This window comes from Gordonia sp. NPDC058843 (assembly GCF_042743165.1).
Taxonomy (GTDB): Bacteria; Actinomycetota; Actinomycetes; order Mycobacteriales; family Mycobacteriaceae; genus Gordonia.
Window position 1 is genome coordinate 321,614 of the sequence record NZ_JBHYNC010000001.1, and the last position, 24,978, is coordinate 346,591.

Below are 24,978 nucleotides of genomic sequence, written 5' to 3' on the forward strand. Positions count from 1 at the left end.
AATCACCGATGAACATTCGAGGCAGGTCCGGCGGCTCACCGGCCGGAGAAGGTTCCGATCCGGCGACCACGCCCGACGATACGTCCGGCACGCCCACTCGGGGTAAGCGCGACCGCACCCACTGGCTCTACATCGCCGTCATCATCGCGGTGGTCGCGGGTGTCGTCGTCGGGCTCGTGGCACCCGGCGTCGGTAAAGACCTCGGCGTGCTCGGCACCATGTTCGTCAGCCTGATCAAGATGATGATCGCGCCGGTGATCTTCTGCACGATCGTGCTGGGCATCGGCTCAGTTCGCAAAGCGGCGACCGTGGGCAAGGTGGGCGGGCTGGCCTTCTTCTACTTCCTGGCGATGTCGACCGTCGCACTGGCCATCGGACTTGTCGTCGGCAACATCATCCAGCCGGGCGACGGCCTCAACATCGAATCGGTGTCGGGCAAGGGTCAGGAACTCGCGGCAGACGCACACGAGTCCGGCGGGACCCTCGATTTCATCCAGGGCATCATCCCGGAGTCGATGCTGTCGGCGCTGACCGGCGGCAGTGTCCTGCAGGCACTGTTCATCGCACTGCTTGTCGGCTTCGCGATCCAGTCCATGGGTCGCACCGGCGACCCGATTCTGACCGCGGTCTCGTACTTCCAGAAGCTCGTGTTCAAGGTGCTGACGATGGTCCTCTGGGTCGCCCCGGTCGGCGCGTTCGGCGCCATCGCCAGCGTCGTGGGACAGACCGGCTGGGCGGCGGTCCAGCAGTTGCTGACGCTGATGCTCGCGTTCTATCTGACCTGCCTGGTGTTCGTGTTCGGCGTGCTCGGCGTGCTGCTGCGGACGGTGTCGGGCGTCTCGATCTTCAAGCTGGTCCGTTACCTGGCCCGTGAGTACATCCTGATCTTCGCGACCTCGTCGTCGGAATCCGCTCTGCCGCGCCTCATCGCGAAGATGGAGCATCTCGGCGTCGAGAAGACCACCGTCGGCGTCGTGGTTCCCACCGGGTACTCCTTCAACCTCGACGGCACCGCCATCTACCTCACCATGGCGTCGATCTTCATCGCCGACGCGATGGGCGACCCGCTGTCGGTCGGTGAGCAGATCGGCCTGCTCGCGTTCATGATCATCGCCTCCAAGGGTGCCGCCGGCGTCAGCGGTGCGGGCCTGGCCACCCTCGCCGGTGGCCTGCAGGCCCATCGTCCCGACATGCTCGACGGCGTCGGTCTCATCGTCGGCATCGACCGGTTCATGTCGGAGGCCCGCGCGGTCACCAACTTCTCCGGCAATGCGGTCGCGACATTGCTCGTCGGGTCGTGGACCAGCACCATCGACAAGCAGCGCATCGACGAGGTGCTCTCGGGCCGGGCCCCGTTCGACGAGAGCAACATGGTCGACGACGAACTCGACGAGGACGACACCACCGCGCGCGGCGCGCACGAGAAGGTGCTCACCCACTGAGGGATCCGCATCGACGACGAGGCCGCCCCACCGAAACGGTGGGGCGGCCTTGTTGTCGTGGGTGCGGGCGGTCAGCCGGCTGCGGCGGCCGTCGCCATCACTCGCAGCGAGGCGATCAGTCCGTCGATCAGGTTGCCCTGCCGGAAGCCGGTGACCGCGGCGGTGACACCGAGGGCCGCGACGCGATCGTTCACGCGGGTCGACACCTTGCTGCCGGACACGATGACCACGTCGCGCGAGTTCGGCGACACGGCGATCAGGGTGCCGTATGCGGGCTCGGGCGACTTCGCGAGGATCTCGCGGGCGCTGCTCTCCAGGTCGCCGTCGAGGTCGCCGACATAGACCGAGAATCGGACCAGTGCCTTCTCGCTGGCGGCCTTGAGCGTGTCGTCGAGAGCGATCAGGTCCCTCTTGCTGAAGGGCGGTGTCGTCGGCTCGTCACCCGGGTAGCGCGCCGCGGAGATGCGGCCGCTGTTGGTGAAGACTGCGCCCAGCGGGAGTTCGGCGGCCGAACGGGCCGCGATCTCGGCGCTCACATTCGCGTGCGTAACCTCACCACTTGCCACTGGCCGAGCTCCCATCAACGTCGCCGGGTTCCGCGTGCTGCGGAAGTGCCATCGGTTCGATGTCGGTGGCACTGAAGAGAAGCGGTGCATGCTCCCACTGCTGGTCGAGGGTGTACTCCTTGACCTTCGGGTACTTGACCCCGGAGGAGAACACCATCGCGACAACACAGAGCAGCACGAAGAGCACCGTCACGATCGTGACTGGCACTCCGATGGGGACGATCAGGCTGTCGACGTCCATGTCACCCTTTCGATGGTCGCGCCGGACCCGCCCGGTTGTCGGCGCAGGTCATCGTTGATCAATCTAACCCACCGGGCCCCGCCCGGTGCACCGGGGCCTACAGCGCGTCGTAGACGCGTGCGGCACCTCGCCGAGGCCCTGTGACACCTCATGCGGCGCCCGCATCGATGTACTGCAGCCACACCGGATCGATGTCCTTGATGGTGGCCAGCAGGCGCCAATGCCTGCCCGTGGGCGCGGCCGGAACCGTCCGCAACGTCCACCCGAGTTCCCCGAGCAACCGGTCCGCTTTGCGGTGATTGCACGAGGCACAGCACGCCACGCAGTTCTCCCATGTATGTGTCCCACCGCGGCTTCGCGGGACCACGTGGTCGATCGTCGTCGCCCGGGCACCGCAGTAGCCGCAGCGTGTCCGGTCACGACGCATCAGTGCCGCCCGCGTCATCGGGACGGTCGCCCGGTAGGGCACGTGAACGTACTTCCGGAGCCTGATCACCGTCGGGACCGGGACCGCGGTATCGACCGAGTGCATCGCACCGCCATGTTCGTCGGCGTGCACCAGGTCCGCGCGATCGCGCAGGACCAGGACGACCGCACGCCGCACCGTCACGGCCGTCAGCGGTTCATAGGTGGCATTGAGGAGCAGCACTCGACGGCGCGTCCAGCCTCGGGTGCCGTCCGCGTTCTCCTCGGCGTCGATGTCACGCAACGGCGTCACCTCATCGGTGGCGCGCGACCTCGGCTTCCCATGTGCCGTCCGACCGTGTGATCTGTGCGTCATCTCGCCTCCCACCACCCGACGAGCACAAGTCCATCACGGTCGAGTTCTCCGTGAAGGCTGTTTCGCGGTGTCGGGCCAGCTCACAGGCTTGATGCGGGCGCCACGTTGAGAGGTGGGGCCCGGGTGAGGACAATGGTGGAGGTGACCGGCGAACCCAACACACACCCTCCGACCCCACCGGCGCCGGAAACCCCTGCGCGGACCTTCTACGACGAGGTCGGCGGCGCCGAGACGTTCCGGCGGATCACGTCCGTGTTCTACACCGAGGTGGCGCGCGACGAGGTGTTGCGCCCGCTGTATCCCGAGGAAGACCTCGGCCCCGCCGAGCGTCGGATGCGGATGTTCCTCGAGCAGTACTGGGGCGGGCCGCGCACCTACTCCGACGAGCGCGGTCATCCCCGACTCCGTATGCGGCACAATCCCTTCCGTGTCGGTCCGATTGAGCGGGACGCGTGGCTGCGCTGCATGCACACCGCGATTGCCTCGATCGACGAGGACACCCTCGACGCCCCGCATCGCCAGGCGCTGATCGACTACATGGAGATGGCCGCCCAGTCCATGATGAATTCCCCCATCTGAGAGCGGTTTCCCGTCCGACACGCCGACCGACTCGCCGACTGACCTGGATTTCTCCGAGAAAACTCAGGTAGGGCACAATGACCACGGTGAGCGATGAGACAGATGTTGTCCCCGCCGAGCCATCTGACGGGGGTCAGCCCGAGGACGTGCCGTTCGACGACGGTGCGATCGAGTCGGATGTCGATGCGCTCGACGAGCCGGCCGCCGACGCGGCGACAGTTGCCGAGAATGTGCCGGTCGCGCCGCCCATTGTCCCCCAGTTGGATCCGTCGGACACGTCGTGGTGGAAGTCCGCGGTCTTCTACCAGGTCTACCCGCGCTCGTTCTCCGATCTCAACGGCGACGGGGTCGGCGACCTCACCGGCGTCATCGACAAACTCGGATACCTCGAACTCCTCGGGATCGATGCGATCTGGCTCAGTCCGATCATGGCCTCCCCCATGGCAGATCACGGTTACGACGTTTCCGATCCGCGCGACATCGACCCCCTCTTCGGCGATCTCGACGTGTTCGACGACCTCATCGCAGAGGCCCATGAACGCGACATCCGCGTGACGATGGACCTCGTTCCCAATCACACGAGTGACCAGCACGAGTGGTTCCGGGCAGCACTCGCCGCGTCCCCCGGCAGTCCCGAACGCGAGCGGTACATCTTTCGCGACGGGCGCGGCGACGACGGCGACGAGCCGCCGAACAACTGGCACAGCATTTTCGGCGGACCCGCCTGGACCCGCGTCCCCGAGGCCGACGGTTCGCCCGGTCAGTGGTATCTGCACATCTTCGCGAAAGAACAGCCGGACCTGAACTGGGAGAACCCCGACGTCTTCGCCGACCTCGAGACGACGCTGCGGTTCTGGCTCGATCGAGGCGTCGACGGCTTCCGGATCGACGTCGCCCACGGGATGGCCAAACCCGCAGACCTCCCCGACATGGACCTGTCGGCGACCAAACTTCTGCAGAACTCCGACGACGATCCCCGCTTCAACAACTATGCGGTGCACGAGATCCACCGCAAGATCCGCAAGGTGCTCGACGAGTACCCGGGTGCTGCCAACGTCGGTGAGATCTGGGTCAGCGACAACGAGCGGTTCGCCGAGTACCTGCGTCCCGACGAATTGCACCTCGGCTTCAATTTCCGGCTCGCCAAGGCGCCGTTCGAATCCGGCGCGATCAGGGAGGCCATCGAGAACTCGCTGGACGCGGTGTTGTCGGTGTCGGGTACCCCGACGTGGACGTTGTCCAATCACGATGTCGCCCGTGAGGTCACCCGCTACGCGGCCGCAGATCCGGACACCGGCGCACTCGACCTCGAACGGGGCACGCGACGGGCGCGCGCGATGCTCGTCGTCGAAATGGCGCTGCCCGGAACGGTCTTCCTCTACAACGGGTCGGAGCTGGGCCTGCCCAACGTCGACGACCTGCCGGACGACGCCCTGCAGGACCCGGTGTGGGAACGCTCCGGGCGCACCGAACGCGGCCGCGACGGGTGCCGCGTCCCGATTCCGTGGGAAGGGACCGAGCCGCCGTTCGGATTCAGTACGTCGCCCGAGACCTGGCTGCCGATGCCGGCATCGTGGCAGTCACTCACCGTCGAAGCGCAGCTCGAGGACGTCGGATCGATGCTGTCGCTCTACCGCGCCGCCATCGACCTACGCGTGACCCGCCCGGAATTCGCCGGCGAGCACCTCGAGTGGTACGGCGCGCCCGAGGGGTGCCTGGCTTTCCGTCGCTCCGAGGGCCGGCTGGTCTGCGCATTGAACACCGGCGAGGTTCCGGTCCCCCTCCCGCCCGGCGAATTGCTGCTCGTCAGTTCACCTCTCGTCGACGGCATGCTCGCGCCAGACGCGGCGGCATGGCTGGTGTGAATCGAGAGCAGCTGGCGAGAGCCAGTGGTTCGATTCAGTAGTCGCGGTACACACCTCGCGCCGCCGGTGCCTAGAAGGGCGGCGGGTTGGCGTCGTCCCAGCGCTTCTGGGCACGTTGTTGTCGGCGAAGATGTTTGTCGCGCACCGTCTCCAACCTCGCCCGTGCCGGGTGATGGGGTGGGCGCCGCGGGGTGAGTCGGTTGAACAGGTCCCGCCCGCTGAAGGCGTTGCCGACGAACATGTGCCCGGTGGGTGTGGTGAACCAGGCGGTGAACAATTCGTCTTGGTGGTCCTGCCAGCTGGTGAAGGTCTTGATGCGGTGATGAAACCGGCACAGCGGCTTCAGATTGCGCGCATCGGTCGGGCCGCCACGACGCGGATCGGCGTGGTCGAACGGATCGGTGTGGTCGAGATCGATCTGCCACACCGGCGCATTGCAACCCGGGAAGGTGCAGCACAGTTCGCCCGCACGCACCAGCGCTTGGAGCTTCTTCGACGGGGCGTACCGGGTCGCCGAACTGTCGGGGGCTGATGCCGGTGCCGGTGGGGCGTCGGGCTCGGCGGGGGTGGGGTGGATGTAGGTGCGACGGGCCTCGGCGAGCAGCTGCCGAGCGGTGTCCGCATCGACGATGCCGTGGCGGTCGAGAAACGCGGGATCGTCGTCGAGACCGATCAGCGTCGACAGATTCACCACGATGTGGAAGGTCGCACACGGAGCGGATGATGTCGCCGGCGGGACATCTGGTGTCAGCGGTTCGGTCACAACCGTTTCGGCGAGCAGCGTTCGAGCGGTGTCCGTGTCGGTGTCGGCGCTAACCGCGTCGAGGTCCGCCAGATCATCGGCGTCGATGCCGGCTGGGGCGGTGTCGGCCGCGGCTGGTCGGCAGTCGTCGCACCGGCAGGTGAGGGCGGCTTCGCCCCGGGCGAGTGCTTTGAGAGCGTCGGCGCGACGCTGAGAGAAGGTGCGCGGGTCGCCTGTGTGCACCTCGGTGGCCATCGACGACAAGCGGGCATCAAACTGCGCAGCGTCCGCGATCGGCAGCGTGCCGGAGATCCGGGACTGACCGGGCGTGAACCGATCCGGGGTGACCGTCACCTTGCGATCAGACTTCACCCGCTCCTTGCGTCGACGGACCGCGTCGGGCGCCCACTTGGCGACGATGGCGTCGACCATGGCGGTGAACCGTGCCGTGGACATCGGTGCGCGCGCGAAGATCGCCTCGGCCAGATGGACGTCCACTGTCTGCATCTCATCGACGTCGGTGATGAGGTCGGTGCGCTTGAGTGCAATGAGGAAGCGGCGCTTGTCGATTCGGCCGCACGCCAGGGCGTGCCCGGTGAACGCGAGCCGGTAACGCAGCGCGTCACCGGCTTCGATGAGATCTTTCGCCTCGGCCGGTGTGACGGTGAGAGTGGCGCCGACTTCGGCGATGGCCTGCTCGAGACCGTTCGGACCGAACCGCTCGTACGGTTTTTCGCCCGCGGCCACCCGGGCCGACAGGTTCTCGAACGCTTCGATGGAGTCGAGTTCACCGCTGTGCACCTCGGCCCGCTGTTGGGCGTAGTCCATCTCACGCTCATCGTGAATGAGACTGGCAACAACCATCATCCGATGCGCCGACGCTGCGGCGAGGCCGGCACAGTGACTCAAGACCTCGACAAGTTCAGAAGCGGACAGTTCATGGTCGGGACGAAGACGCGGTTCGACCGAATGCTGTGACGGGTCCACCGATGTAGCGGATCCGGCCCCCGATGACATGCCTCCACAATACTCGAATATACGTTCGAGTCAAGGGTCGACAAGTTGATGATGCGGACACGGCGCGACGGGTTGAGCGCACAACAGGGTCGATGGGTTCATTTGCCCATGGCCGCCCATCCGACCGCCTGCACCGCCCGAAATGTTCGACGGTCGGGAATGGGTGTTGGTCTCGTCGACCGGGCCAAGGCACCAACTAGTTCAGGACGGTGACCGCCAGGTCGCGGTGGCGCCGCTGGTACACCGACCCGAAGCGTGCGTCGATCCGAATCCACGCCGCGGACATGCGGATCCGTACCGGTTCGTCGGCCGCGATCGCGTCCGTGGCCGAGGTCTCGGTGACCGCGCGTCCGGCGTCGTCTCGGATGAAGCCCATTCCGGTGACGGCGAAGACCGATCGCATGCTCACCGCGGCCCGTAGCGCGCCCTCCTCAGACGTCACCTCGAGGACGTCCTGATCGAGCAGCCCGGTTGCGGGACCGTGCCCACTCCCCTCCTCGCGCGCGACCCGTGCGCCCTCCCGGGACAGCTCGACGACGCTGCGCGCCGGCACGTCATCGATGTGCCGGTAGCCGACCGCGGCGGGAAGTGCTCCACGCCAGGCACTGTCGAGCGAGAACCCGGGATCGATCGGCGCCCCGGGATCAGCGGACTCGAGCGCCGACCGCAGCGTCGACGCGTCGCACACCAGGTCGGCGGGTGCGAGGCGGCCGGTCACCGAACGCGTCGCCAGGACGTCGAATCCGGTGTGCGCCCACAGCGCCACCAGCCCATCCGACCGCGCGGCCACCCGCACGACGGCGGCGTCGTCTAGACGTACCGCGTGGGCGAGGAACGCGAGGGCATTTGACCGGTCCGAGGAGGCGATCTCGATGAACCGCTCCATCACTTCGGCGTGCCGGACCGCGCAGTGGATTCCCCTGTGACACGGCGGAATCCCGCGAGGTACTCCTTCTGTTCCGGGGTGAGTCGGGCGATACGTTGCCCGGCGACATCGAAGGCGACGAGCTGGGTACTGGCGACGACAGCCGGACGCGACGCCGGGTCGGCGCCCGCCGCACGCACCTCGTATCCGACCGTGAAGTCGACTGCCCGTAGCCGTTCCACATACATGGTGACCTCGATCGGCCCCTCGGAATGACGCAGTTGCGCTTGATATCTCACATGCAGGTCGGCGACCAGGCAGCCGTCCCGCAGGGGCGCGGTCGGCCGGCCGTCGTAGAAGAGCCAGGGAATGCGCGCCTCCTCGAGCAGCGTCACCATCCGGGCATGGTTGATGTGCGCGTACACATCCATGTCCGACCAGCGCACCGGCACCTTGACCAGGTACCCGTCGGCGGTCGTGGTCCCGGCGTCCTCGTTGAGCACGTGCGTCATCCCCTGTCTGATCGGTCTCGCCCTGTGCGGATCGGATCGATGTCCCTCAGGCGACCGTGTGCGGCCGCCCCGGTCCAACCCTACGCACCGGGCCACCACGTCAAGCAGGCGCGATCTCCACCGGAAGACCGTTGAGGACGACGGTTCCCGACAGCGGATCCAGCAACGCGCCGTCGTTCAACTCGTTCACGTTCACACCCGGTTCGGCGGCGGCGACGGCCAGTCGGATGCCGTCGACGTCGTGACCCCACCCGTGCGGCAGAGACGCGACGCCGGGCCGGATGTCGGTGGTGATCTCGACGGGAACGGTCAGCGACCCGCCCGCGCCGCGGACCTTGGCGACGTCGGAGATCCCGAGACGGTCGGCGTCGTCGGGATGCATGAGCAGTGTGCAACGGTTGGTGCCGCCGGTGAGCGCCGGGAGATTGTGCATCCAGCTGTTGTTGGACCGCAGGTGGCGACGGCCGACCAGCAGCAGGCTGCCGTCGGCGACCGGAGCAGACTCGGCGTCGGCGGACACCGCCGCCCGCAGGCGGGCGAGATCCCCGATGAGCGTGTCCGGCGCCACTTCGACCTTGCCGGACGCCGTGCGGAGCACTCCGGGGAGTCGCGGCCGCATCGGTCCCAGGTCGATGCCGTGAGGCGCGGCCAGCACATCCGCGAACGTGAGTCCGTCGCGTGCCCCGAAGGCGTCTCCGTACGCGCCGATCCGCAACAGCATGTCCAGTCGACGCTGGTGTCCCGGCGCGTCGGGCAGCATCGCGACGAGGGAGCCGATGTCGCGACCTGCGACCGGTGAATGCGGGTCGGTGACCTCCTTGGACAGCGCCGCTGCGATGACCTGCTCGTCGACGAGCCCTGGGTCGGCATCGACGCCGGCCCCGGAGAGGCCGAGGATCAGCCGGGACACGATCTCGATCTCGTCGGGCCGGCCCGGCGGGAGCGGCAGCACGGGCGCTGAATAGCGGGCGGTGGCCCGGACGGCCAGATTGTTCAGGATGGCGTCGAAGTGCGGACTCTGCGACGGGCGCGGGGGCGGTAGGAGAACGTGCGCGTGCCGTGTCGTCTCGTTCAGGTACGGGTCGACGCAGACCACGAACTGCGCGTCGTCGAGTGCGCGCCCCAGACGGCCGCCGTTGGGTGCGGACAGCACCGGGTTGCCCGACACCGTGACCAGAGCGCGCAGCCGTCCGTCGCCGGGTGTCTGGAATTCCTCGGCCATCGCGACGGCGGGCAGCTCGCCCCCGACCTCCGCATGGCCGGACACCCGGCTGCGCCACCGTCCGGTGCGGAACCCGCGGCCGGCTCGGGCCGGGCGAGGCGACGGCGCCGTCGGCGCGAGCGGGAACATCACTCCCCCGGGCCGGTCGAAATTGCCGGTGAGAATGTTCACCACATCGATGAGCCAACTACCCAAGGTGCCGAATTGCACTGTCGTGGTGCCCATCCGGCCGTAGACGGCGGCCGACGGGGACGCGGCGATCGATCGCGCGAGATCCCGGATGTCAGCGGCCGCGACACCGCAGAACGGTGCGACCCGCTCGGGCGTGAACTCACTCAGCTCGAGTCGCAGGGCGTCGACGCCGGTGACATGTGCGGCTATCCCGCCGAGGTCGTCGGCGACGAGATCCTCGTCGAACAGGCAACAGATCACCGCGGCCAGCAAGGCGGCGTCGGTGCCGGGCCGCGGTGCGAGGTGGGTGTCGGCGAGTTTGGCCGTGCGGGTGCGTGCCGGGTCGATGACCGTGAGTCGTCCGCCGCGCCGGCGCAGCGCGGCGAGTTTGCCCGGGAAGTCGGCGGCCGTGGTGACACTGCCGTTGGAGACCACCGGGTTCGCTCCGATGACCACGAGGTGGTCGGTGCGGTCGAGATCCGGGACGGCGAACGTTCCCGCATGACCGACCAGATAACCGGTGGCCGCCTGCTTCGGCATCTGATCGAGCGTGCTGGCGCTGAACACGTTGCGGGTCCCGAGCGCGCGGATGAGCAGCGGCGCGTACATCGTGCCCGCGACAGTGTGCGCGGACGGGTTGCCGAGGTAGAAACCGATCGACTCGCCACCGGAGGTCGCGATCACCTCACCGAGACCGTCGACGGCCGCCGCGAGCGCTGTGTCCCAATCGGTCTCGACGAGCCGGCCGCCGCGTCGGATGAGCGGTCGTTCGAGTCGATCAGGGTCGTTGTCGAGCTGCGCGAAACTCGCGCCTTTCGGACAGAGGTATCCGCCGCTGAACACATCCTCGGCGTCGCCTCGTGCCCCGGTGACGATCTCGCGGCCGGTCGTGGAGTCCAGGTCGATACTGAGGGTCAGACCGCAGGTGGCCTCGCAGAGTGGGCAGATGCGCGGCGCTGTTCGAGTCATACGCCCAGGCTAGGCCGTCATGACACCGGTCGGCAGACGATTGCCGACGGCGGCGTCAGCGGATCACGCTGCGCAGCTGGCGGGCGGCGACCGACAGGGTGGCCAGATCTGCGGCCCCGGTCTCGTCGATCTCTCTGAGCACGCTGCGCACCCGGCTGAGCCGGCTGGACTGCGAGGACTCCCATTCGGCGATCTTCTCGGCCGTGCTCTCCTCGGGCTCGCTCACCTCGAGGATCTTCAGGGTGAGCGCTCGCAGAGCACCGTGCATGTCGTCGCGCACGGCCAGTCGCGCGAGCGCGTGCCACCGGTCGCCGTAGTCGAGGTCCGACACCGCCGTGAGCAACTGTTCGAGCCCGAAGTGTTCCATCACCGCGAAGTACAGCTCGCCGACCTCGGCAGCATCGCGGTCGGCGATCTCGGCGGCGTCGATGATGTCGAGCAGGCAGAACCGGTGCAGGCTCGCCGCGACGGTGTGCGCGAGGTCCTCGGGCACACCGCGGTCGACGAAGCCCCGGGCACGCTCGGCGACATCGCGCACCGACGTCGGGCCGTACCAGTCGTCGGCGACGGCGGACAACGCCGCGACCCGCTCGCCGTAACGGGTGATCTCGGCGGCCATGGCCAACGGCTGCGGCCGGAATGCGAGCAACCACCGGGAGGCACGGAACAGCAGGCGTCGCGCGTAGAGCATCATCTCGTCGACGGCCTCGACCGGGGCGGGCGCGTGCCGGATGCCCTCGAAGACCTCGTTCATGCCGAAGACCTTGTTGGACACCACGTATGCGCGCACCCCCTCTTCGGTGGTGCAGCTGCTCCCCTCGCTCAACCGGAACAGATGGGTCATGCCTGCGTGGTCGATGACGTCGTTGACGAGAGTCGTAGCCACGATCTGGCGGCGCAGCCGGTGCCCGCCGATCGCGTCGGGGTACTTGGCGCGGACCGCGTCCGGGAAATAGCGCGCGATGCGGGGTGCGAACACGTCGTTGTCGGGTAGGTCGGTGGCGAGCAGGTCGGATTTGGACTCGAGCTTGACATGAGCCATGAGCGTGGCGAATTCGGGTGAGGTGAGGCCGCGGTGCAGTTCGCCACCGACGCGCCTGCGCAGTTCGCGCGCCTCGGGCAGTGCTTCCAGACGCAGGTCGACGCCCCGCTTGGCGGCGAGGTGTTCGAGCATGCGGGCGTGGACCGCCACGCGATCCAGCTCGAAGGTCCGGCAGAATCCGAGCTCGGAGTTCTGCGAGATATTGTCGGCGAGAACGAGTTCGGCGACTTCGTCGGTCATCGACTCCAGCAGCGGATCGCGATCGCCTGCGTCGAGCTCACCCGCGGAGACCGCCGAGTCGAGCAGGATCTTGATGTTGACCTCGTGGTCGGAACAGTCGACACCGGCCGAGTTGTCCAGGGCGTCGGTGTTGATGCGGCCCCCGGCCAGGTCGAACTCGATCCGACCGCGCTCGGTGACCCCGAGATTGCCGCCCTCACCGATCACCCTGGCCCGCACCTCGTTGCCGTCGACGCGGATCGGGTCGTTGGACTTGTCGCCCACGCTCCCGTGCGATTCGGTCGAGGCCTTGACGTAGGTGCCGATGCCGCCGTTCCACAACAGGTCGACCGGAGCGAGCAGGATCGCGCGGATCAGCTCGGGCGGTGTGAGTTCCCCGACGGCTTCGTCGAGGCCCAGTGCGTCGGCGATCTCCGGGGTGATCGGGATGGACTTGCGGTCGCGCGCCCACACCCCGCCACCCACGCTGATGAGATCCGTGTCGTAGTCGGCCCACGAGGACCGCGGCAGTCCGAAGAGCCGCTTGCGTTCCTCGAACGACGCCGCCGCCTGCGGGTCGGGGTCGATGAAGATGTGCCGATGGTCGAAGGCCGCGACGAGCCTGATGTGCTCGCTGAGCAGCATGCCGTTCCCGAAGACGTCGCCGCTCATGTCGCCGATCCCGACGACGGTGAAGTCCTGCGACTGGGTGTCGGTACCCATCTCGCGGAAGTGGCGTTTGACCGACTCCCACGCGCCACGAGCGGTGATGCCCATGGCCTTGTGGTCGTACCCGGCCGAGCCACCGGAGGCGAAGGCGTCGCCGAGCCAGAACCCGTACGACGTCGACACGTCGTTCGCGATGTCGGAGAACGACGCGGTGCCCTTGTCGGCCGCGACCACCAGGTAGGTGTCGTCGGAGTCGAGCCGGACGACACCGCGGGCGGGGATCACCTCTCCGGTCGTGAGGTCGATGTTGTCGGTCACGTCGAGGAGGCCGGCGATGAACTGCCGGTAGCAGGCGATCCCCTCGTCGCGCTGCGCGTCCCGGTCCCGTGCGGCGTCACCGGAGGGTGGCGGCGGTCGTTTGACGACGAATCCACCCTTCGCGCCGAGCGGCACGATCACGGCGTTCTTCACTGCCTGCGCCTTGGCAAGTCCGAGGATCTCGGTTCGGAAGTCCTCACGCCGGTCCGACCACCGCAGACCGCCTCGTGCCACCGATCCGAACCGCAGATGCACCCCCTCCACACGCGGCGAGTACACGAAGATCTCGTGCAGCGGACGGGGTTTCGGGGTCTGCGGGATGTCGCGCGGGCGGAGTTTGAACGAGATGACCGGACAGTGGTCTTCACCGGTGGACCGGCCGCCGACGAAGTAATTGGTGCGGTCGGTTGCCATGAGGACGGCGGCGAACGCGGAGACGATGCGGTCGGCATCGAGGCTCAGCACGAGTCCGATCTCCTCGTGGAGCTGATCTCGAAGTCTCGCTCGGCGCTCTTCGTCGGCGGTGACGGGGTCGAACGACGCCACGAACAGGTCGACGAGGCCCCGGGTGATGGCGAGGTGCTGACCGAGGACGCTGGCGACGTGTGCCGGACTGTAGGAGAACCCGCACTGGCGCAGGTACTGCCCGTAGGCCCGCAGCATCGCCGCCGATCGCCAGCCCAGGCCCGATCGGATGACGAGTTCGTTGTAGGCGTCGACATCCGCGCCGGCGAGCCAGATCTGCCGGAACGCCTCGGTGAACCGGCCCGCGAGGTCGTCGGAGTGGTCGAGGTCCACCGTCATCCCGGCCGCGAGTTGCACACTGAATTCGTATGCCCAGCAGACTGTTCGGTCGAGGCGATGGATCTCGTAGGGATGTTCTTCCAGGACGTCGAGGCCGAGGCTGTGCAGCACCGGCAGCACATCGGTGAGTGTCGCCGATGCACCGCAGAGGTACAGCGTGAAGATCCACCGGTCCCGCTGCCCGTCGGTCGTCTCGCCTGCGGCGTCGAGGGTCACGTCGATCTCACCCGGTTGCAGGCGCACCACGCGGATGAGGTCGGCGAGCGCAGCACGCGGCTGGCGGAGTTCCTTGTAGTCCTCCGACAACGAGGACAACTGGCGCAGCAGCACGTCCGGGCCACCGTCGAGTCCCGGGAGGTCCTCGGCGGTGGCCAGTTCGCGGACCCGTTCGTCCCAGCTGCGGATCGCGGCGGCCAGCGCGGCCTGCATCCGTGCGTGCGCCGGCGATCCGGTGTCCACGGAACCGAGTTCGGCCGCGGTTGCCGGGTCGATGCAGACCAGCACCTGCAACAACGCCAGGGGCATCTCGCTGACCCGTGCCGTGTATTCCAGTGCGGTCCCGTCCACCTCGGCGACCAGTGCGCGCTCGAGGGCCAGCCGGCTCTGGGTGTTGTAGCGGTCCCGGGGTAGATAGATGAGCGCAACCGCGGTGCGCCCGTCGAAGTTGGTGCGTACGAACAGGCGCAGCGACCGCGTCGCCACCGCGTCGAGCATCTCGGTGAGGCGACGTTCGAGCTCGTCCTCGGAGGACGCGAACATCTCCACCAGCGGGTAGTTCTGCAGCAGCTCGATCATCGACTGACCGGCGAAGGAGTCCTCGTCGACGCCCGCGTGTGCGAGCACGTCGTGCACCTTGGTCCGCAGTACCGGGACATCGAGGACGGCCTGATGGTTGCCCGCCGATGTGAGCGTACCCAGGAAACGATGCTCCCCGTCGTGTTCGCCGTTCTCGTCGAACGTCGGAACCTGCAGGAGCACTGGGAAATTCGTTCGTTGGATGCCGGTGGCGACGTACACCCGGCTGACCCGGGGTACCAGCGGCCGGTCGGTGACCGAGGGAAAGTCGCGGTCGACGGAGTCGGTTCGCCAGACGCCGAGGCGCTCGGCATCCTCGGACCCGTCCGCTCCCACCCACGACCAGCCGAGCGGATGGAGGTGGTTGCCCGCGAACCACTCGAGTAGGGCGGCGTACTCCTCGTGGTCGGTCTCAGAGGTGTCGGTCTCCGAAACCGCGCCGGACATCGCGGCGGCACACGCGACCATGTGAGAACGCATCGCCGACGTATCGGCATCGACGTCGATCACCCGGGCCACCACCCTGCGCAGGTCGGCGCGTAAGGGTTCCGGATCGGCACCCGGATGTCGCGTCAGCCCACTGACGACGATCCACGACTCCGCGGCCGACTCGCCTTCGTCGATGCCGATGAGCGTTCCGTCGGGGTCCCGATGTACGGGCATGACCGGATGGTCCATGCGGTCGACGGTGAGGTCGTGTGCCTCGACCGTGGCCAGGACTGCTTCGACGAGCATCGGCATGTCGTCGTTCACGACGAGGATCTCGACCGTCCCGCCCTCGCCCGCGGTCACTTCGACCAGCGCATGCCCGCGGCGGCGGACCCGCGCCACGTCGAGGTGCCGCAGGACCTGGTCGGCGGCCGACTCAGTCGCCGACCCGTCGGTCCGCGATTTGAAGTAGCGGTTCACCGCGTCCGGAACGAGTGACGTCACATCTGCCGATGCTAGTCACCCGTTCCCGACGGGAGAGGGATTAGTCGCGAGTGAGTTTGCGGTGGGTGACCCGATGGGGGCGGGCGGCATCGGCGCCGAGGCGGTCGATCTTGTTCGCCTCGTAGGCCTCGAAGTTGCCTTCGAACCAGAACCACTGACCCTCTTCGACGTTGCCCTCCCACGCCAGGATGTGGGTACAGGTCCGATCGAGGAACCAGCGGTCGTGGCTGATGACCACAGCGCAGCCGGGGAAGTTCTCGAGTGCGTTCTCCAGCGAACCGAGGGTCTCGACGTCGAGGTCGTTGGTCGGCTCGTCGAGCAGGATCAGGTTGCCGCCCTCTTTCAGGGTGAGCGCGAGGTTGAGGCGGTTGCGCTCACCGCCGGAGAGGACCTCGGCCTTCTTCTGCTGGTCGGGTCCCTTGAACCCGAAGGCACTCACGTACGCCCGCGAGGGCATCTCGTTCTGGCCGACCTCGATGTAGTCGAGTCCGTCGGAGACGACCTCCCAGACGTTCTTCTTCGGGTCGATGTTCGCGCGGCTCTGATCGACGTAGCTGAGCTTGACCGTCTCGCCGACCTTCACGTTGCCCGAGTCGGGCTCCTCGAGCCCGACAATCGTCTTGAACAGCGTGGTCTTGCCGACGCCGTTCGGACCGATCACACCGACGATGCCGTTACGCGGCAGCGTGAACGACAGGTCCTTGATGAGGACGCGTCCGTCGAATCCCTTGTCGAGGTGGCTGACCTCGACCACGACGTCGCCCAGACGCGGCGGGGTCGGGATCTGGATCTCCTCGAAGTCGAGCTTGCGCGTCTTCTCAGCCTCGGCGGCCATCTCCTCGTAGCGGGACAGTCGGGCCTTGTTCTTGGTCTGGCGTGCCTTGGAGCCCGAACGAACCCACGCGAGCTCCTCCTTCAGGCGCCGCTGCAACTTCTGGTCCTTCTTGCCCTGGACCTCGAGACGCTCGGCCTTCTTCTCCAGGTAGGTGGAGTAGTTGCCCTCGTAGGGGTGCAGCTTGCCGCGGTCGACCTCACAGATCCACTGCGCGACATGGTCGAGGAAGTACCGGTCGTGTGTCACGGCGAGCACGGCGCCCGGGTAGCTCGCGAGGAACTGCTCGAGCCACAGGACCGACTCGGCGTCGAGGTGGTTGGTGGGCTCGTCGAGCAGCAGCAGATCGGGCTTCTGCAGCAGCAGCTTGCACAGCGCGACGCGGCGGCGCTCACCACCGGAGAGGTGGGTGACCGGTGAGTCGGCCGGCGGGCAGCGCAGCGCGTCCATGGCCTGCTCGAGCTGGGAGTCGAGATCCCAGGCGTCGTTGTTGTCCAGGTCTTCCTGGAGCTTGCCCATCTCCTCCATCAGCTCGTCGGAGTAGTCGGTGGCCAGCAGTTCGGCGATCTCGTTGAAGCGATCGAGCTTCACCTTGATCTCGCCCATGCCCTCCTCGACGTTCTCCTTGACCGTCTTCTCCTCGTTGAGAGGCGGCTCCTGCAGCAGGATGCCGACGGTCGCGTCGGGGTCGAGGAAGGCCTCGCCGTTCGACGGCTGGTCGAGGCCCGCCATGATCTTCAGGATCGACGACTTACCCGCGCCGTTGGGACCCACGACGCCGATCTTGGCGCCCGGGTAGAACGACATGGTGACGTCGTCGAGGATGACCTTGTCGCCGTGCGCCTTGCGAACCTTCTTCATCGTGTAGATGAACTCAGCCACGTGAAAACTCCTTCGGACCTGCTCGATGCCGTGTGATTGTCAGCCGCGGAAGCGGGGGTGCGAGCCAGAGCGCGCACATATCGAATCCAGCCTAGTCGCCGCCCACCGGCGATCGCCCCGCCGGTGGGCGCCGCACCCGCTCTCGCCGACTCCGCCCGCGGCCGCCCGGCATTTATGTTCATTGTTTTCACGCGGAGGTGAGTGCTGCGTCACTGTCGGGGCGGGGGCGACGCAATACGGTCGTCGAATGCACGCGAGCAACGACGAGCAGCGCTCCATCGAACAGATCCGATCCCGGGTTCGCGCGTCGAACCCCGGCCGGCCCCGGCTCGAGATCGACCGGACGGTCGACGAGGCCTACGGCCACTTCCGCGACGTCCGGGTGCGCGATTTCGTGCCATTGCTCGTCGAACGACGCGTCGTTGAATCGCTGCGCGAACCGGCCGGGATCTGACCGACGGTCACGCCGCGGGCTCCCGGGCCTCGGGTACCGCCGCCGCAACGACCGGCGCCTCGGCCGCACGCCCCTGGGCGGGCGTGCCCCGATAGGTGACGACGCAACGGCTCAGGTCGAGCCCGACGGCCACCGCCGTCATCTCCAGATCGGAACGTCGGGAGCCGTCCGCCGACGGGTATTCGTTCGTCTTGATCTGACCGTGCGCCATCACCGGCCGCCCCTTGGCGATCGCCAGGCCGACCCCGGTCAGCAGACGCCGCCAGCAGCTGACCGTCAGGTACAGCGTGGGACCGTCGGTCCACTCGCCGGTGTTCTTGTCGATGCGGCGCGAGGTGCACGCCACGCGGAAGGAGATCACGTCCTCACCGGTGGTCGTCTGCCGCCGGCGGGGATCGGACACTACGGTTCCGATGACGGTCGTGTACGTCTCAAACATGGTCGTCTCCTACGGGTGTCGGCCACGGGAAGATGTGGCCGCATCAGCATCACCCGCGACGGGGCCCGCAAACGTCGACGTCGCGCAGCTGTGGAGAACTCGACGGGTTACCCACAGATCACCGGTGCACCTGGCGCCTCGCCCATACAATTCCGGGATGCGCATGCGGGTGTTCCTGGTCGGTCTGATCGCGGCGGCCACGATGCTGATGGCCCCACCCCTATCGGGCGCGGCGCCGAGCACACAGCCGACGGTGACGGGCCTGACCGAGGCGATCGCGGGCCGACTCGCACTGGCCGACACCGTCGCGGCGACGAAGTGGGCTTCCGGTGCGGCCATCGACGATCCGGCGCGCGAACAGGTGGTCCTCGACACCGTGTCGCAGCTGGCTCTCGACCGTGACCTCGACCCCACCTACGTACGCGCGGTGTTCCGCGACCAGATCGAGGCGAGCAAGACCGTACAGCGCGGGTTGTTCGCCCGGTGGCGGCTGCCCGGCCAGACGGCCCCGCCCGCGACACCGGATCTCGGACCGGTCCGGACGGCGATCAACGAATACAACGTGGCTGTCGTCGACGGGCTGGCCGCTGCACGCGGACTCGTGGTGAGCCCCCGCTGCCCACCGGAACTGGTCGCTGCGACCGGCTCCAGCGCTGCCGGATACGGCTTCGATCCGCTCCACATCGGCGCCCTGGTGCAGGCCGTGTCGTCGGTGTGCACGGTGTCGATGGGGTCCAGCTGAGACCTGTTGCAGCTCAGCCGCGCTTGTTGAGTTCCTTGAGCATCTCGTTGTAGCTGCCGAGGTCGGCGTCGTGGTCGCGTACCGCGTTGCGGTCGTAGCGTCGTGCCTGCCGGGTGTCGCTGCGTTGCCACTGCACGAACAGCGAGAGCAAGACCACCACCAGCGGGATCTCGCCTGCGGCCCAAGCGATTCCGCCCCCGACGCGCTGATCGTCGAACAGGTCGTAGTTCCACGGGAGATTGAGGCCGCGGTAATAGGTCTCGGCGATGACCGCGGTCGTCATCATGAGGGCGATGCCGAAGAACGCGTGGAACGGTATCGAGCCCATCACGATGCCCAGCTTCGCCACCGGCGACACCTGACGTGGCGCGGGGTCGATGCCGATCACCAGCCAGTAGAAGAGGTAGCCGCTGAGCAGGAAGTGGAGATTCATGAGCAGGTGCGCCGCGTGGTACTGGACCACGGCCTCGTACAGGCCGCCCAGGTAGAGAACGTAGAAGCTGCCGACGAACATGACCGCGGCGATCAGCGGATGCGTCAGGATCCGGGACGGCGCCGAGTGCACGCCGAGCTGAATCCACTCGCGCGGGCCCGGTGGATTGCCCCGACCGGCCGGCGGCAGCGCCCGCAACGCGAGCGTCACCGGGCCGCCGAGCACCAGCAGTACCGGCACCATCATCGACATCAGCATGTGCGCGATCATGTGGATGCTGAACATCGCCGGGGCATACCGGCCGAATCCCGACGACGTCGCCAGCAACAGCAGCAGACACCCGAGGACCCACGCGACGGTGCGTCCGACCGGCCAGGCATCGCCGCGACGCTTCAGACGGATGACACCGCGCAGATACACGACGGCGAGCACGATGGCCGCGAGTCCGAAGATCAGGTCGAAGCGCCACTCGGTGAGAAGGCGGACGAAGGTCGGCGGGCCGTCGAGGTCGTACCCGATGGCGTTCTCGGTCGCCGAGATCTGCGCGGTGTCGACGAGGGGCGGCGGTGTCCGGCCCAGGCCGACGGCAAGACCGAAGGTCGCCGCGAAGACCGCCAGCTCGACCAGTCCGAACCGGACGAACAGCGAGGGCTTGTCGTCGGAGTCCAATTGCGCGATGGTCACCCGGCGATGCCAGGCGCCCAGCCCGCCGAGTACGACGAGGGCCACCACCTTCGCCACGACGAGACGGCCGTAGGTGTCGGAGAACAGATCGCCGAGCGGCACCCGGACCAGAGCGTTGACGACACCGCTGGCGCCGACGACGAGGATGCACCAGAACGCGACGCGTGAGAACCGTCGGACCGCCAGTGCGCGCCACCGTCCGTCGGCAAGTGCGTAGACCACGACGGCGGCGAGACCGCCGAGCCACAGGGTCGCGCCGATGATGTGCAGGATCAGGCTGTTGGTGGCCACGTCATGATTGCCACCCGACGAGGAGTGCCCCGCCAGCGCCGAGGGCATCAGGCTGAAGACGGCGAACGCGATGACCGCGATCGTCGGACCCCAGTGCAGGGTCATCCGGGCGATGATGGCGGCGACCAGCGCGAACACCGCCGTCCAGAACCACGTGCGCACCTCGGCGACCTGGCTGTACGCGGTCAGCAGATTCGCGGGCCGGATCGCCTCCGACAGCGGCGCCCCACTCACCTCCGACGCCGACAGGGGTATCAGGAGGAGGGCACAGACAGACCACGACAACGCGCCGGCGGCCGCGATCCGGATGGCGCGATAGCCCCCGACGTCGAGCACACCGCTCGCCTGGGGCGGCACGAAGAACGCGGCGAACACCGCCGACCCGAGTGCGATCGCCGCGGCGAACTCGCCGACCGCCGTCAGCGCCGGCGCACCATAGGTCGTCAGCGGACCCGGATCGGGTACGCCGGTCAGCCGGAGCGCCGACGCCGCGGAGATCGCGGTGACGGCGACAGCGACGATCGCGGCGAGCCAACCCGATGCCCACAGGATCGCGGTGACGACGCCGCGCGGTTCGTTCATCGCGTCGCGATGCTGCTCCGCGGAGGCGGGCGTCGACGTGCGGGTCATGACTCAACTGTAGGACCGGCAACTGACGCGATCCCAATTCGACCTGGCCCGCCGTGGTCTGCGGCACAGCGGTCGCCGTGTCGTAGACTCTCTGTGCCCGGCGCCACGTGCCTCTCACGCGCGCGCCGGTCAGCCTCCGTAGCTCAGGTGGATAGAGCAAGGGCCTTCTAATCCCTAGGTCGCAGGTTCGAGTCCTGCCGGGGGCACTCCGTGTGTCCATGACCGACGCCGGGAACCGTTCCGGGCACTCCGTGCGTCATAGTCCTGCCCCACACTTCGGTGGGTCGCGACTCCCTGGAGGACCATGACACTCCCCGGCCCACTGTCCGGATTTCCGCCCCTGTCCCGCGGGCGACGAAGCGAAAGCCGTTCAAGGACTTCGCAATTCGGTGTCGATACCGCCGAGGTGCAGGAGATCGCGCGTACCTGGAGGGCTTCCGGGATCGCGATCCACGCCGCGGACGTCGAGGCCATCGGTGCGGTCGTCGGCCCATCGAGTCGCGTGGCGCGTGCGCTCTCAGCGGCCGCCCGCCCCGCGCGACTGGCGGTCGACTCGATCGGCGAACGTCTGACCACGATGGGCGAGATGCTGCGGATCTTCGACTCGACGACCGTGGCCGCCGATGCCCGTTCGGGCGCGCGGTTGCGGGCTCTCGAGGACCGCTGATGCGGCCCACCGTTTCGCAACTGCGCGCGTGGAGTCCGCAGACGTTCACCGACGCCGGGTCCGCGGCGACCGCGGTCGCGGAGTCCCTCGACACCGGCCTCGACACCGCGGTACGCGCCTTCGACGCCGCGTCGTCGTGGTCGGGTGTCACGCACGACGCGGCGCACCAGGTCATCTGGGCCGAACACGATCACGCCGGCGAGGTACGCAACGTGCTGCACATGGTCGCCGACGAGGCGACCGACGCCGGCGCCGACCTCTCCCACGCCCGCGACTTCGCGCTGGGCGTCGTCCGGGGAGCAGAGGGCCTGGGCTTCACCGTCTTCGACGACGGCACGGTCACCCACCCCGACACCGGACTCGCCGGCCAGGCCGCCCTCCTCGAGAGCTCCGTCTCCGACGCGCTCGACACCATCGACACACTCGACGAGCGCTACGGCGAACGACTCGAGGGTTTCGCGGCCGATCTCTCGTCGATGATCACCGGTCAACCCGACGTCCGGTTGCCGGGCGGTACCGAGATGGATGCCGACGCGGCCGTCCACATGCTGGAGACCCTCACACCGGCCCAGGTCCGCGACGTCGTCGAACAGATGAGGCCGGCCGACGTGCGACGCCTGATGCAGGCGAATCCGCACGTCCTCGGCAATCTGCCGGGCATTCCGTTCGCGATCCGTGCCCAGGCCAACGAGATCAACATCCGCAACGCCCTCGTCGACGAGGTTCAGGCCGGCCGCGGACAGGGCCGCCGAGCTCAGACACTGCGCGGGCTTCTCGAGCCCCGCCCCGACACCGGTCCCGACGAAGCCCGCCGCGGTGACGACGGGCTGGTCGAGCGAACCTTCATCACCTTCGTCAACACCCCACGGGGACGCATGGTCGAGATGATCGGATCGTTGCGGGCCGGCACCACGAACACGGCGACCTACGTTCCCGGCACGGGCACGAACATCGACACCGCCGTCGGTCACAACCGAACGGCGGCAACCGAACTCGCGGCACGAACCGGCGGCCCGGTGTTCCTCTACCTCGACGGCGACTTCCCGCCGGACCTGCGCGCGGCGGCGAGCCCGAGCTTCGCCGCCGCCATGGCCCACCGCCTCGAACTGTTCGGCCACGAACTCGACGCCGAGATCGCGGACCACGCACCCGGTGCAACCACCACCTACATCGGCCACAGCTACGGCGGCTCGATCGTGGGCTCGGCCGAACAACTCGGTCTCGCGCCCGATCGCGTCGTCTACGCGTCGTCGGCGGGTACCGGCATCTACGACACGCCACATCCCGACGGCGTCGATCGCTATTCGCTGACCTTCCCCGGCGACCCGATCCACTACGTGCAGTCCCTCCCCGGGAACCCCCATGGCCACGACCCCGACACCGCCCCCGGCGTGATCCGGCTCGACACCGGCACAGTCGACATCACTGGCCGCACAGTCGACGAAAATGGACGCCCAGTCGACGGAAACGAGCGCACGGTCGACGGGGGGCTGATCACGCACGGCGCGTACTGGGACGATCCGGAATCGACCGCCTTCCAGAACATGGTGAAGGTCATCGTCGGCGCAGAGCCCGACGTGTACGTCCCTCGCAGGCCCGACGTCCCCGAACTCCCACCGCCGCCGCTCGGTGCGCCTGCTCCGCTGTGGTGGCTCTATCTCTTCAACGATCGCGCCGACGGCGACCTCGACCTGCCGGGCCCGATTCCCGACATCCCGTTACGGCTGCCGTGGTGACTGCCCGTCCCGGCCCACGTCGACGGTCCCCCGCCATCTGCCGATGAGCCGCATGGAGTGGTAGATGACCAGCGCCGCGACCGAACCCAGCGAGATTCCGGCGAAGACGAGGTCGCCGACCTGCCAGGTGTAGTCGGCGATGCCGATGATGAGCGGGATCGCGGCGGTGAACTGGTTGATCGGCTTGGAGAAGTCGACCTTGTTGGCCACCCAGATCTGCACGCCGATGACACCGACCAGGCCGTAGAGCGCGGTCGTGATGCCGCCGAGTACGCCGGGTGGGATCGCGGCGATCACGGCGCCGACCTTGGGCGAGAGCCCCAACAGGATCGCGGCGCCGCCGGCCACCCAGTAGGCAGCGGTCGAGTACACCTTGGTCGCCGACATCACGCCGATGTTCTCGGCATACGTCGTGGTGGCCGAACCGCCGCCGCTGCCGGCCAGCATCGTGGCCACTCCGTCAGCGGCCAGGGCCCGACCCATGGTGGCGTCGTAGTCCTTGCCGGTCATCATCGCCACCGACTTCACGTGGCCGATGTTCTCGACGACCAGGACCAGCACCACAGGGAGGAACAACGGCAGGACACCCAGGTCGAACGTGGGCGTCTGGAAGTCGGGCAGACCGATCCACGCCGCGTCGCCGATGCCGGAGGTGTCGATGAAGTCGTTGTCGCTGTCGATCCGGTCGAGGACCAGCGCCAGAACATAACCGACCACGACGCTCAGGAAGATCGCCAGTCGTCCGAGCAAGCCGCGGAACAGCACCGCGGAGGCCACCAGCAGCACCAGCACGATGGTCGCGAGAACAGGGTCCTCGACGAAGTTGTTCTTGGCCGCCGGCGCGAGGTTGAGGCCGATCAGAGCGACGATCGCGCCGGTCACCACCGGCGGCATCAGGGTCTCGATCCATCTGACCCCGGCGAAATGACTGATGACACCGATGAGAACGAGCATCGCGCCGACCGCCACGAGTCCACCCAGCGCTGACGACGCGCCGTCGGATGCGACGGCTGCGGTCACGGGCGCGATGATGGCGAAGCTCGAACCGAGGTAGCTGGGCAGCCGGTTGCGGGTGATCAGCAGGAACAGGATCGTGCCGACACCGGAGAAGAACAGCGTCGTCGATGGCGGGAACCCGGTCAGCACCGGCACCAGGAACGTCGCGCCGAACATCGCGACCACGTGTTGCAGACCGATGCTGACCGTGCGAGGCCAGGTCAACCGTTCCTCCGGCGCCACCACGGCGTTGTCGGTCAGCTTCCACGACAGCAGATTCAGAGACCTCGTCTCCGGTTCACTCATGCCGAACAGTGTGCGGCACGGATCCCGCCGACGCCTCACTTCGGGTCCGCTCACCGACGGCTTCGCTCGCTGGGATATGCAACTCGACTCATATACACCTTGTTGCATAGTGCGTTGTTGCAGTGTTAGCTTGC

At 67.7% G+C, this 24,978-nt stretch carries 19 protein-coding genes and 1 tRNA gene; 8 read left to right on the forward strand and 12 right to left on the reverse strand.

Annotation, left to right across the window (positions count from 1 at the left end; translation table 11 throughout):
* The first annotated feature begins 8 nt into the window (after nucleotides 1–8).
* Complete coding sequence (locus ACFW3F_RS01535) at nucleotides 9–1,442, forward strand: cation:dicarboxylate symporter family transporter (RefSeq protein ID WP_388053592.1); 1,434 nt, start codon at nucleotides 9–11, stop codon at nucleotides 1,440–1,442.
* Nucleotides 1,443–1,513: 71 nt separating this feature from the next.
* Here ACFW3F_RS01535 and ACFW3F_RS01540 read toward each other — a convergent pair whose 3' ends face one another.
* The 3 genes from ACFW3F_RS01540 to ACFW3F_RS01550 form a co-directional block, all read right to left on the reverse strand.
* Complete coding sequence (locus ACFW3F_RS01540) at nucleotides 1,514–2,008, reverse strand: DUF5130 family protein (protein WP_388053594.1); 495 nt, start codon at nucleotides 2,006–2,008, stop codon at nucleotides 1,514–1,516.
* Complete coding sequence (locus ACFW3F_RS01545) at nucleotides 1,995–2,249, reverse strand: hypothetical protein (RefSeq protein WP_388053596.1); 255 nt, start codon at nucleotides 2,247–2,249, stop codon at nucleotides 1,995–1,997. Before ACFW3F_RS01545 ends, ACFW3F_RS01540 begins: the two co-directional genes overlap by 14 nt.
* 148 nt (nucleotides 2,250–2,397) lie before the next feature.
* Nucleotides 2,398–3,030, reverse strand: coding sequence for an HNH endonuclease (locus ACFW3F_RS01550; protein ID WP_388053598.1), 633 nt, complete (start codon nucleotides 3,028–3,030; stop codon nucleotides 2,398–2,400).
* A 132-nt stretch (nucleotides 3,031–3,162) separates the two neighbouring features.
* On the opposite strand from ACFW3F_RS01550, the gene ACFW3F_RS01555 reads away from it, so the two are divergent.
* Complete coding sequence (locus ACFW3F_RS01555; RefSeq protein WP_388053696.1) at nucleotides 3,163–3,609, forward strand: globin; 447 nt, start codon at nucleotides 3,163–3,165, stop codon at nucleotides 3,607–3,609.
* A 77-nt stretch (nucleotides 3,610–3,686) separates the two neighbouring features.
* The gene (locus ACFW3F_RS01560) at nucleotides 3,687–5,474 is read left to right on the forward strand and encodes an alpha-amylase family glycosyl hydrolase (RefSeq protein ID WP_388053600.1); all 1,788 of its coding nucleotides are present in this window, start codon (nucleotides 3,687–3,689) and stop codon (nucleotides 5,472–5,474) included.
* A 70-nt stretch (nucleotides 5,475–5,544) separates the two neighbouring features.
* Here the strand turns inward: ACFW3F_RS01560 and ACFW3F_RS01565 are convergent, their stop codons facing one another.
* The 6 genes from ACFW3F_RS01565 to ettA all read right to left on the reverse strand — a co-directional run bounded on the left by ACFW3F_RS01565 (nucleotide 5,545) and on the right by ettA (nucleotide 17,466).
* Nucleotides 5,545–7,233 (reverse strand): DUF222 domain-containing protein, encoded by a 1,689-nt coding sequence (locus tag ACFW3F_RS01565; protein WP_388053602.1) that lies wholly within the window; start codon nucleotides 7,231–7,233, stop codon nucleotides 5,545–5,547.
* Nucleotides 7,234–7,429: 196 nt separating this feature from the next.
* Entirely contained in the window at nucleotides 7,430–8,119 is a 690-nt protein-coding gene (locus ACFW3F_RS01570; protein WP_388053604.1) for a hypothetical protein, read from the reverse strand.
* The gene (locus ACFW3F_RS01575; protein ID WP_388053606.1) at nucleotides 8,119–8,610 is read right to left on the reverse strand and encodes an acyl-CoA thioesterase; all 492 of its coding nucleotides are present in this window, start codon (nucleotides 8,608–8,610) and stop codon (nucleotides 8,119–8,121) included. The genes ACFW3F_RS01570 and ACFW3F_RS01575 overlap by 1 nt, the downstream gene beginning before the upstream one ends.
* A 100-nt stretch (nucleotides 8,611–8,710) precedes the next feature.
* Nucleotides 8,711–10,972 (reverse strand): molybdopterin-dependent oxidoreductase, encoded by a 2,262-nt coding sequence (locus ACFW3F_RS01580; RefSeq protein WP_388053608.1) that lies wholly within the window; start codon nucleotides 10,970–10,972, stop codon nucleotides 8,711–8,713.
* A gap of 55 nt (nucleotides 10,973–11,027) precedes the next feature.
* Entirely contained in the window at nucleotides 11,028–15,752 is a 4,725-nt protein-coding gene (locus tag ACFW3F_RS01585) for an NAD-glutamate dehydrogenase (protein WP_388053610.1), read from the reverse strand.
* 40 nt (nucleotides 15,753–15,792) lie between these two features.
* Nucleotides 15,793–17,466 (reverse strand): energy-dependent translational throttle protein EttA, encoded by a 1,674-nt coding sequence (ettA, locus tag ACFW3F_RS01590; RefSeq protein ID WP_388053612.1) that lies wholly within the window; start codon nucleotides 17,464–17,466, stop codon nucleotides 15,793–15,795.
* Between the two features lie 247 nt (nucleotides 17,467–17,713).
* Here ettA and ACFW3F_RS01595 point away from each other — a divergent pair, with 247 nt between their 5' ends.
* The gene (locus ACFW3F_RS01595) at nucleotides 17,714–17,920 is read left to right on the forward strand and encodes a three-helix bundle dimerization domain-containing protein (protein WP_388053614.1); all 207 of its coding nucleotides are present in this window, start codon (nucleotides 17,714–17,716) and stop codon (nucleotides 17,918–17,920) included.
* Between the two features lie 7 nt (nucleotides 17,921–17,927).
* Here the strand turns inward: ACFW3F_RS01595 and ACFW3F_RS01600 are convergent, their stop codons facing one another.
* Nucleotides 17,928–18,359, reverse strand: a complete 432-nt coding sequence (locus ACFW3F_RS01600) for a single-stranded DNA-binding protein (RefSeq protein ID WP_388053616.1) — start codon at nucleotides 18,357–18,359, stop codon at nucleotides 17,928–17,930.
* 157 nt (nucleotides 18,360–18,516) lie between these two features.
* On the opposite strand from ACFW3F_RS01600, the gene ACFW3F_RS01605 reads away from it, so the two are divergent.
* Nucleotides 18,517–19,101 carry a chorismate mutase gene (locus tag ACFW3F_RS01605; RefSeq protein WP_388053618.1) on the forward strand — a complete coding sequence of 195 codons (585 nt, stop codon included), beginning with the start codon at nucleotides 18,517–18,519 and terminating at the stop codon, nucleotides 19,099–19,101.
* A 13-nt stretch (nucleotides 19,102–19,114) separates the two neighbouring features.
* On the opposite strand, the gene ACFW3F_RS01610 is transcribed toward ACFW3F_RS01605, so the two are convergent.
* Nucleotides 19,115–21,139 (reverse strand): cytochrome c oxidase assembly protein, encoded by a 2,025-nt coding sequence (locus tag ACFW3F_RS01610; protein WP_388053620.1) that lies wholly within the window; start codon nucleotides 21,137–21,139, stop codon nucleotides 19,115–19,117.
* A gap of 132 nt (nucleotides 21,140–21,271) precedes the next feature.
* Between ACFW3F_RS01610 and ACFW3F_RS01615 the strand changes: the two genes are divergently transcribed.
* The 3 genes from ACFW3F_RS01615 to ACFW3F_RS01625 all read left to right on the forward strand — a co-directional run bounded on the left by ACFW3F_RS01615 (nucleotide 21,272) and on the right by ACFW3F_RS01625 (nucleotide 23,542).
* Nucleotides 21,272–21,345: transfer RNA gene (locus ACFW3F_RS01615), tRNA-Arg, on the forward strand.
* Nucleotides 21,346–21,545: 200 nt separating this feature from the next.
* Complete coding sequence (locus ACFW3F_RS01620; RefSeq protein WP_388053622.1) at nucleotides 21,546–21,806, forward strand: hypothetical protein; 261 nt, start codon at nucleotides 21,546–21,548, stop codon at nucleotides 21,804–21,806.
* On the forward strand, nucleotides 21,806–23,542 hold the full coding sequence (locus tag ACFW3F_RS01625) for a hypothetical protein (RefSeq protein WP_388053624.1): 1,737 nt from the start codon (nucleotides 21,806–21,808) through the stop codon (nucleotides 23,540–23,542). The genes ACFW3F_RS01620 and ACFW3F_RS01625 overlap by 1 nt, the downstream gene beginning before the upstream one ends.
* On the opposite strand, the gene ACFW3F_RS01630 is transcribed toward ACFW3F_RS01625, so the two are convergent.
* Nucleotides 23,525–24,844: a uracil-xanthine permease family protein gene (locus ACFW3F_RS01630; protein ID WP_388053626.1), complete on the reverse strand. Its 1,320-nt coding sequence runs from the start codon at nucleotides 24,842–24,844 to the stop codon at nucleotides 23,525–23,527. The genes ACFW3F_RS01625 and ACFW3F_RS01630 overlap by 18 nt on opposite strands.
* Between the last annotated feature and the right edge of the window lie 134 nt (nucleotides 24,845–24,978).